The 7,092-nt window shown below is 70.8% G+C and carries 8 protein-coding genes; 7 read left to right on the top strand and 1 reads right to left on the bottom strand.

What is annotated here, in order from left to right; all coding sequences use genetic code 11:
* The first annotated feature begins 188 nt into the window (after positions 1–188).
* The 5 genes from ACZ63F_RS07890 (at position 189) to ACZ63F_RS07870 (ending at position 5,218) form a co-directional block, all read left to right on the top strand.
* Positions 189–1,277, top strand: coding sequence for a substrate-binding domain-containing protein (locus ACZ63F_RS07890; RefSeq protein WP_469709642.1), 1,089 nt, complete (start codon positions 189–191; stop codon positions 1,275–1,277).
* A gap of 36 nt (positions 1,278–1,313) precedes the next feature.
* Complete coding sequence (locus tag ACZ63F_RS07885; protein WP_469709641.1) at positions 1,314–2,108, top strand: ATP-binding cassette domain-containing protein; 795 nt, start codon at positions 1,314–1,316, stop codon at positions 2,106–2,108.
* Entirely contained in the window at positions 2,101–3,372 is a 1,272-nt protein-coding gene (locus tag ACZ63F_RS07880; RefSeq protein ID WP_469709640.1) for a sugar ABC transporter permease, read from the top strand. Before ACZ63F_RS07885 ends, ACZ63F_RS07880 begins: the two co-directional genes overlap by 8 nt.
* Positions 3,373–3,564: 192 nt before the next feature.
* Positions 3,565–4,638 carry a sugar ABC transporter substrate-binding protein gene (locus tag ACZ63F_RS07875; RefSeq protein ID WP_469709639.1) on the top strand — a complete coding sequence of 358 codons (1,074 nt, stop codon included), beginning with the start codon at positions 3,565–3,567 and terminating at the stop codon, positions 4,636–4,638.
* 244 nt (positions 4,639–4,882) lie between these two features.
* Positions 4,883–5,218 carry a hypothetical protein gene (locus ACZ63F_RS07870; protein WP_469709638.1) on the top strand — a complete coding sequence of 112 codons (336 nt, stop codon included), beginning with the start codon at positions 4,883–4,885 and terminating at the stop codon, positions 5,216–5,218.
* Positions 5,219–5,401: 183 nt separating this feature from the next.
* Here ACZ63F_RS07870 and ACZ63F_RS07865 read toward each other — a convergent pair whose 3' ends face one another.
* Complete coding sequence (locus ACZ63F_RS07865; RefSeq protein WP_469709637.1) at positions 5,402–5,875, bottom strand: ArsI/CadI family heavy metal resistance metalloenzyme; 474 nt, start codon at positions 5,873–5,875, stop codon at positions 5,402–5,404.
* Positions 5,876–5,954: 79 nt separating this feature from the next.
* Between ACZ63F_RS07865 and ACZ63F_RS07860 the strand changes: the two genes are divergently transcribed.
* Together ACZ63F_RS07860 and ACZ63F_RS07855 are read left to right on the top strand one after the other, a co-directional pair.
* On the top strand, positions 5,955–6,335 hold the full coding sequence (locus ACZ63F_RS07860; protein ID WP_469709636.1) for an ArsR/SmtB family transcription factor: 381 nt from the start codon (positions 5,955–5,957) through the stop codon (positions 6,333–6,335).
* On the top strand, positions 6,332–7,084 hold the full coding sequence (locus tag ACZ63F_RS07855) for an aquaporin (RefSeq protein ID WP_469709635.1): 753 nt from the start codon (positions 6,332–6,334) through the stop codon (positions 7,082–7,084). The genes ACZ63F_RS07860 and ACZ63F_RS07855 overlap by 4 nt, the downstream gene beginning before the upstream one ends.
* Positions 7,085–7,092: the final 8 nt, after the last annotated feature.

Below are 7,092 nucleotides of genomic sequence, written 5' to 3'. Positions count from 1 at the left end.
GAGGAGCGGGGGGGGGGGGAAGGCGACCTTGCCTTCCCCGCGGCCCCCCGCGTTGACCCCCCCCCCCCGGCCCCCCCCCCCCCCCCCCTCGCCTTCCCCCCCCCCCCCCCCCCCCCCCCCCCCCCCCCCCCCCCCCGCCGCGCCGCGGTCACGGCCGCGGCGTTCCCGGGAGGAGGGAGGTCTCGCGCATGAAAGCCTGCGTTCGGGACACCGCCCTTGCCTTGGCGGCGGTCTCGACGGCCGTGTCCCTCACCGCCTGCGGACCGGACTCAGGGAGCACCTCCGGTGCAGGGGGCGCACGGAAGATCAGCGTGCTGCTGCCGGACTCCACCACAGCCCGCTGGGAGACACAGGACAGGCCCCTGCTGGAACAGCGGATCCGGCAGCTGTGCGGCGCCTGCTCGACCGAGCACGCCAACGCCAAAGGTGACGTGGCCACCCAGCAGCAACAGATGGACTCGTCGATCGCCGACGGGGTCGATGCCATCGTGCTGACGGCCGTCGATGCCAGGGCGATGGGCCCCTCGGTCGGAAAAGCGGCTGCCGCGCACATCCCGGTCATCGCCTACGACCGCCTCGTCGAGGGCCCGATCTCGGCCTACGTCTCCTTCGACGGCCAGGAGATCGGCAGGCTCCAGGGCAGGGCGCTGCTGACGGCCATGGGGGCCAAGGCGCACGGCGGCCGGATCGTGATGATGAACGGCGACCCCGGTGACCCCAACGCGCTGGCGTTCAAGCAGGGCGCACTGTCCGAACTCCGGGGGAAGGTGACGATCGCCAAGGAGTACGACACACCCCAGTGGGCCACGGAGGCGGCCAACCGGAACATGTCCGGAGCCCTCTCCGCGCTGGGCGCCGACAGCATCGACGGCGTCTACGCCGCCAACGACGGCCTCGCCGCCGGCAGCATCGCCGCCCTCAAGGCCGACAAGGTCACCCCGCTGCCCCCTGTCACCGGGCAGGACGCCGAACTCGCGGCCGTGCGGCGCATCGTCAGCGGCGATCAGTACATGACGGTCTACAAGCCGTTCGGACCCGAGGCAGCCGCCGGCGGCGCCATGGCCGTGGCCGCCGCCCGTGGCCGGCGCCTCGACGGGGTGGCCACCAGGCGGGTGAAAACCCGCAGCGGCGCGGAGGTTCCGGCCGTGCTGCTCACTCCGGTGTCCGTGATCCTTGCCACCATCAAGAACACCTTGGTGAGGGACGGCGTGTACACGCTCGAACAGATCTGCCCCCCGCCACTCGCGGGCGACTGCCACAAGGCCGGGCTCACCTGACAGGCGGGAGCGGCCGGCCCCGGGCCCGGGAAGGAGATGATTCTCTTGCCGCCCCCCTTGCTCGCCCTGCGCGGCGTGTGCAAGCGCTTCGGCGTCGTCGAGGTCCTCCGGGACATCGAGCTGGAGATCTACGCCGGCGAGGTCCTTGCCCTGCTCGGCGACAACGGAGCCGGCAAGTCCACCCTGGTCAAGGTGATCTCCGGGGTCGCTCCCGCGGACCAGGGGAGCATCGAGTGGGAGGGCCGGCCCGTGCACATCCGGCGACCCCAGGAAGCCCGGGACCTCGGCATCGCCACCGTCTACCAGGACCTGGCGCTGTGCGGAAACCTCGACGTCGTCGGCAACCTCTTCCTCGGGCGGGAGATCCGCAGGTTCGGCCTCCTCGACGAGGTGGAGATGGAGCTCCGCACCACACAACTGCTGCAGCGCCTGACCCGGAGCGTCCCTGATCTGCGCGGTCCCCTGGTGTCGCTGTCCAGCGGCCAGCGGCAGACCGTCGCCATCGCCCGCTCGCTTCTCGGCGACCCGCGCGTCCTGCTTCTGGACGAACCGACCGCGGCGCTGGGGTTCGAGCAGACCACCGAGGTCCTCGACCTCGTCGACCGCCTCCGCGACCACGGCCTGGGGATCCTGCTCATCAGCCACAACATGGGCGACGTGAAGGCGCTCGCCGACCGGGCCGCCGTGCTGCGACTGGGCTGCAACAACGGCTTCTTCGACGTCAGCACCTCCTCCCAGGAGCAGATCATCTCCTCCATCACGGGCGCCACGGAGAACGTGCCCCGCCGGCCGGCCCACCACGAGGCCGAGAGTGAGGAATGGGATGCGTGACATGCCGGACGAGACGCGGACCGGTCCCGCGGCAGCCACCGCGAAGGCCCGTCAGGGCCGTGCCGGGCGTGCCGTCACCCGTGCCGTGGCGGGCTGGATCGCCGTCCGGCGGCGCGGCCTGCGCGCCGGTGAACTCGGCTACCTTCCCGTCACCCTCGTCCTCGCCGCGGTCTGGATCATCTTCCAGTGCCTGAACTCCGCCTTCCTCTCGCCCCGCAACCTGTCCAACCTCGGCGTGGACATCGTGGGCACCGGCCTCATCGCGGTCGGCATCGTCTTCGTGCTGCTGCTCGGTGAACTCGACCTGTCGGTCGGCTCGATCAGCGGGCTCGCCGCCGCGGTCTTCGCGGTGCTCAACGTCAACCACGGCGTGCCGGAGTGGCTCGCCCTGATCGCCGCCGTACTGACGGGCACCGTGGCGGGGACCGTCCAGGGGTACTCCGTCGCCAGGACCCGGGTGCCGGCCTTCGTGGTCACCCTCGCCGGGCTGCTGACGTGGAACGGAGTCATGCTCGCCATCCTCGGCACCAGCGGCACCGTCAACCTCGACGAGAACGGGCTCATCGCCCACCTCACCAGCTACTACTTCACCAACGCCGGCGTCGCCTACGCGGTGGCGGCACTCGCCACGGCCCTGGTCTTCCTCGCCTCCTACCTGAACAGGCGCCGCCGCAGGGCCGTCGGCATGCCGCACCGCCCGCTGCACACCATCGGGGTGCGCACGGGAGCGGTGGCGGTGATCGCGTTCGGCTCCGCCTATGTGCTGAACCAGTTCCAGGGCCTGCCGCTGGCTCTGCTGATCTTCCTCGCCACGGTCGCGGGCCTGGACCTCGTGCTCCGGCGCACGTCCTACGGACGGCAGGTCTACGCGCTGGGGAGCAGTGTCGAGGCGGCCCGTCGCGCCAGCCTCAGCGTGACCGGCGTACAGACGGCCGTGCTCGCGGTCTCCGGCACCCTGGCGGCCGCCGGCGGCCTGTTCCTGGCCTCGCGCATCACGTCGGTGAGCCAGAACTCGGGCTCCGGCGTCCTGCTGCTCAACGCCATCGCCGCCGCCGTCATCGGCGGCACCAGCCTGTTCGGCGGACGCGGGACGACCTGGTGCGCAGTGCTCGGCATCCTGGTCATCCAGTCGATCGCCTCGGGCATGGCCCTCACCGACACGCCCACCGCCGCCCAGCTGGTGATCACGGGCGGGGTGCTCTTCGCCGCGGTGGTCATCGACTCACTGTCCCGACACACACAGCAGGCGCACGGGCGCGCCTGACTGTGCGACGGGGGTGCCGGTGCCGGTGCTGGTGCTGGTGCTGGTGCTGGTGCCGGACGGGAAAAGGGGAATAATGCCCGGGTATATTGGCGAATGAGACAGTTTGGTGTCGGCCGGGTGGCAGGTCTCCGTCGGTCGGGTGAGCCCGGGGGAGACGGCAGGCGCTTCGGGACCCACCGCGAGGAAGTACCGATGAGGCCCAGACCCGTCCTCTTCTCAGCTGCTTCCGCCCTCTCCGCCCTCGTGCTGCTCGGCGCCTGCGGCGGCGGCTCCGGCAGCCCGGTCACGGCGAGCGGCGCCAAGCCGCTGGTCGGCGTCGACTACCCGCGCTCCGACACCGACTTCTGGAACGCGTACATGAGGTACACGCCCGAGTACGCCAAGCAGCTCGGCCTCTCGCTCAGGACCACCGACTCGCAGAACGACGTCGCCAAGCTCGCCGCCAACGCGCAGACACTCATACTCCGGGGCGCCGAGGCCATCGCGATGGCACCGCAGAGCACCTTCGCCATCGCCCCGATCCTGGCGCAGCTGCAGGCGGCGAGGATCCCGGTCGTCACCATCGACACCCGTCCCGACACCGGCAGGGTGTACATGGTGGTCCGCGCCGACAACCGCGCCTACGGCGAGAAGGCGTGCAAGTACCTGGGCACCAAGCTGGGCGGCAGGGGCAAGGTCGTGATGCTCCAGGGCGACCTCTCGTCGATCAACAGCCGCGATCGCACCGAGGGGTTCGACGCATGCATGAAAGCGAACTACCCGGGCGTCAAGGTGTTCGCAGAGACCACCAACTGGGACGAGGACGTCGCCGCGCGGAAGCTCCAGACCGACCTGACCGCCCACCCGGACATCAAGGGCATCTACATGCAGGCCAGCTTCGCCCTGTCCAGCACGCTGCACGTGCTCAGGGAGCAGGGACTGCTGGTCGGCCCGGGGAACCCGAAGCACGTGTTCGTGGTCTCCAACGACGGTATCCCCAGGGAGCTCGAGGACATCTCCGACGGCACCATCGACGCCACCGTGTCCCAGCCGGTCGACCTCTACGCCAAGTACGCCCTGAGCTACCTGAAGGCCGCGATCGACGGGAAGACGTTCGAGCCCGGCAGGACCGACCACGACAGCACCATCGTGCGGGTCCGCGACGGACTTCTGGAGGACCAGCTCTCCGCCCCGCTCGTCACCGCCGACGGCGGCACGTACGGCGGCGTCCCCAGCCTCAAGAGCACCGACACGTCGCTGTGGGGCAACAGCCTCGGCCGACCGTGAGGAGCGCCTCTGCACGCACCGGCCCGCATGCGGCCGCCCGGCCGACGCCGCGGCCTCCGGGCCGGTGGCAATCCAAAAGGATGTTTCAGGCGTACTGGAAGTAGGCCGCATTCCGGGAGTGCGCACCTGATCGGCCGGCCCAGTACAGCGGGACCTCGGATGCGGGACGTGCTCCGCGGCCGCAGCCATCCGTCTCGTGCCACAGAGAGTCGCGCGAGACGTCGGAAGGAAGGACGTATCCATCATGCGAGCACAACGCGCGAGGCGTCTCGGCGCGACGTTCGCTGCCGGCATTCTGATGGCCGGCGGCGCTGCGATCAGCGCGGCCGGCACGGCCGCGGCAGCCCCTGCCGTGCACACCCAGGCGCCCGCCGACTGGTGCTACGGCAACTACGACTGGCGTTGCTCCGACCACGGCGGGTTCCGCTTCAACTACCCGGGGTCCTGCTTCGGCCACCCGGGGTTCTGCTACAACAACCACTACGACAACCGCTATGACAACCGCTTCGATCACCGCTACGACAACCGCTTCGATCACCGATACGTCGACGAAGGCGCCGTGATCATCGTGCTTCGGTAGCGGCCGCCGCAGTCACCCGAGGGCACGCCCGCCATGGGCGTGCCCCCGGCCACTCCCGCCATGGGCGTGCCCCCGGCCACTCCCGCCATGGGCGTGCCCCCGGCCACTCCCGATCGACATCACCGTGGACGTGTGCACACACGCCGTCCAGGACACCCGGCGCGAGGCCCCGGGCACCATGCCCTACTGCCCGCAAGCGCACCCGGCGGCTACGGGGGCTTCCTCGGTTGCCGGGGTGGTGCAGCAGCCGTCGCCGGTCGCCGCGGGGTCGGCACTCTTGCCGAGGGTGTCGGCGTCGGCCTTGACGACGTAGACCTCCCACGGCTCCTTGCCGGGGCCGTGCACCCATACCTTGTCCTGCAGGGCGTAGCAGCAGGAGGTGTCGTTCTCCTCGAAGGTGGCGAGACCGGCGTCCTTGAGCCGGGCCGTGGCGGCGTGGACCTGGTCGGTGGACTCGACCTCGACGCCGAGGTGGTCGAGGCGGGTCTCCTCGCCGGGGCCGCCCTCGATCAGGACGAGCTTGAGCGGGGGTTCGGTGATGGCGAAGTTGGCGTATCCCTCGCGCCGCTTGGCCGGTTCGGTGCCGAACAGCTTCGAGTAGAAGGTGATCGACGCTTCGAGGTCGCTGACGCGCAGGGCGAGCTGAGCGCGGGACATGGCGGTGCTCCCATCGGCTTGTATTGATCTACATCGATGCAAGCTTGCAACCTGTATCGAAGGATGTCAACATAGACGCATGTCGAAGCAAGAGCTTGTGGTCCTCGGGCGGAGCGACGAGAACGGCGCGTGCTGCCCCGGCCTGGTGGCCGCGCCCCTGGACGACGACCAGGCGGCCGAGCTGGCCAGGCTGTTCAAGGCGCTGGGCGACCCGGTGCGCCTGCGGTTGCTGTCGATGATCGCTTCGCAGGCGGGCGGTGAGGTGTGCGTCTGCGACCTGACCCCGGCCTTCGACCTCTCCCAGCCGACCATCTCGCACCACCTCAAGCTGCTGCGACAGGCCGGACTGATCGACTGCGAGCGGCGGGGCACCTGGGTCTACTACTGGGCGCTGCCCGCCACCCTCGACCGGCTCTCCGCCTTCCTGAAGACGTCACAGGCCGCCCAGGCGACAGCGTGAGCATCCCGCTCGGCCGTCGGGTCGCCGCCGAAGCGGCCGGGGCGGCCGCCCTGGTCGCGGTGGTCGTCGGCTCCGGCATCCAGGCCACCGAGCTGACCCACGACGTGGGCGTGCAACTGCTCGCCAACTCGCTCGCCACGGTCTTCGGCCTCGGCGTGTTGATCGCACTGCTGGGACCGGTCTCCGGCGCCCACTTCAATCCCGTCGTCACCCTCGCCGCCTGGGCCACCGGCCGCCGCAACGGGGACGGACCGAGCGCGCGCGAGGCCGCCGCGTACATACCGGCCCAGGTCGCGGGATCCGTCGCAGGCGCGCTCCTGGCCGACGCGATGTTCGGCAGGCCGCTCGTGCGGTGGTCCACGCATGACCGCTTCGCCGGTCACCTGTGGCTGGGCGAGGTCGTCGCGACCGCCGGCCTCATCCTGCTCGTCTTCGGCCTGGCCCGCACCGACCAGGCCCGCTACGCACCCGTGGCCGTGGCCTCCTACATCGGCGCCGCGTACTGGTTCACGTCGTCGACCTCGTTCGCGAACCCCGCGGCCACCATCGGCCGGGCCTTCACCGACACGTTCGCTGGGATCGCCCCCGGCTCCGTCGTCCCGTTCATCGCGGCCCAACTGGTCGGCGCCACGCTCGGGCTGGGCCTGGTCGCCGCCGTCTTCGGACTCCCGGAACCCGCGCCCACCGCCCTCACCGCCCCCGCCGGCCTCACGGGCGAACCCGAACGCGCCACCCCCACCCTCCCCTGACCCGGCCC

The sequence above is a fragment of the Streptomyces sp. NPDC104761 genome (assembly GCF_055583445.1).
Note: the sequence above shows the minus strand (reverse complement) of the source record. Positions and strands in the feature narration are given on the sequence as shown.

Coding starts and splice junctions, on each gene's coding strand:
- ACZ63F_RS07890 (WP_469709642.1), top strand. CDS start 189: ATGAAAGCCTGCGTTCGGGACACCGCCCTTGCCTTGGCGGCGGTCTCG.
- ACZ63F_RS07885 (WP_469709641.1), top strand. CDS start 1,314: ATGATTCTCTTGCCGCCCCCCTTGCTCGCCCTGCGCGGCGTGTGCAAG.
- ACZ63F_RS07880 (WP_469709640.1), top strand. CDS start 2,101: ATGCGTGACATGCCGGACGAGACGCGGACCGGTCCCGCGGCAGCCACC.
- ACZ63F_RS07875 (WP_469709639.1), top strand. CDS start 3,565: ATGAGGCCCAGACCCGTCCTCTTCTCAGCTGCTTCCGCCCTCTCCGCC.
- ACZ63F_RS07870 (WP_469709638.1), top strand. CDS start 4,883: ATGCGAGCACAACGCGCGAGGCGTCTCGGCGCGACGTTCGCTGCCGGC.
- ACZ63F_RS07865 (WP_469709637.1), bottom strand. CDS start 5,875: ATGTCCCGCGCTCAGCTCGCCCTGCGCGTCAGCGACCTCGAAGCGTCG.
- ACZ63F_RS07860 (WP_469709636.1), top strand. CDS start 5,955: ATGTCGAAGCAAGAGCTTGTGGTCCTCGGGCGGAGCGACGAGAACGGC.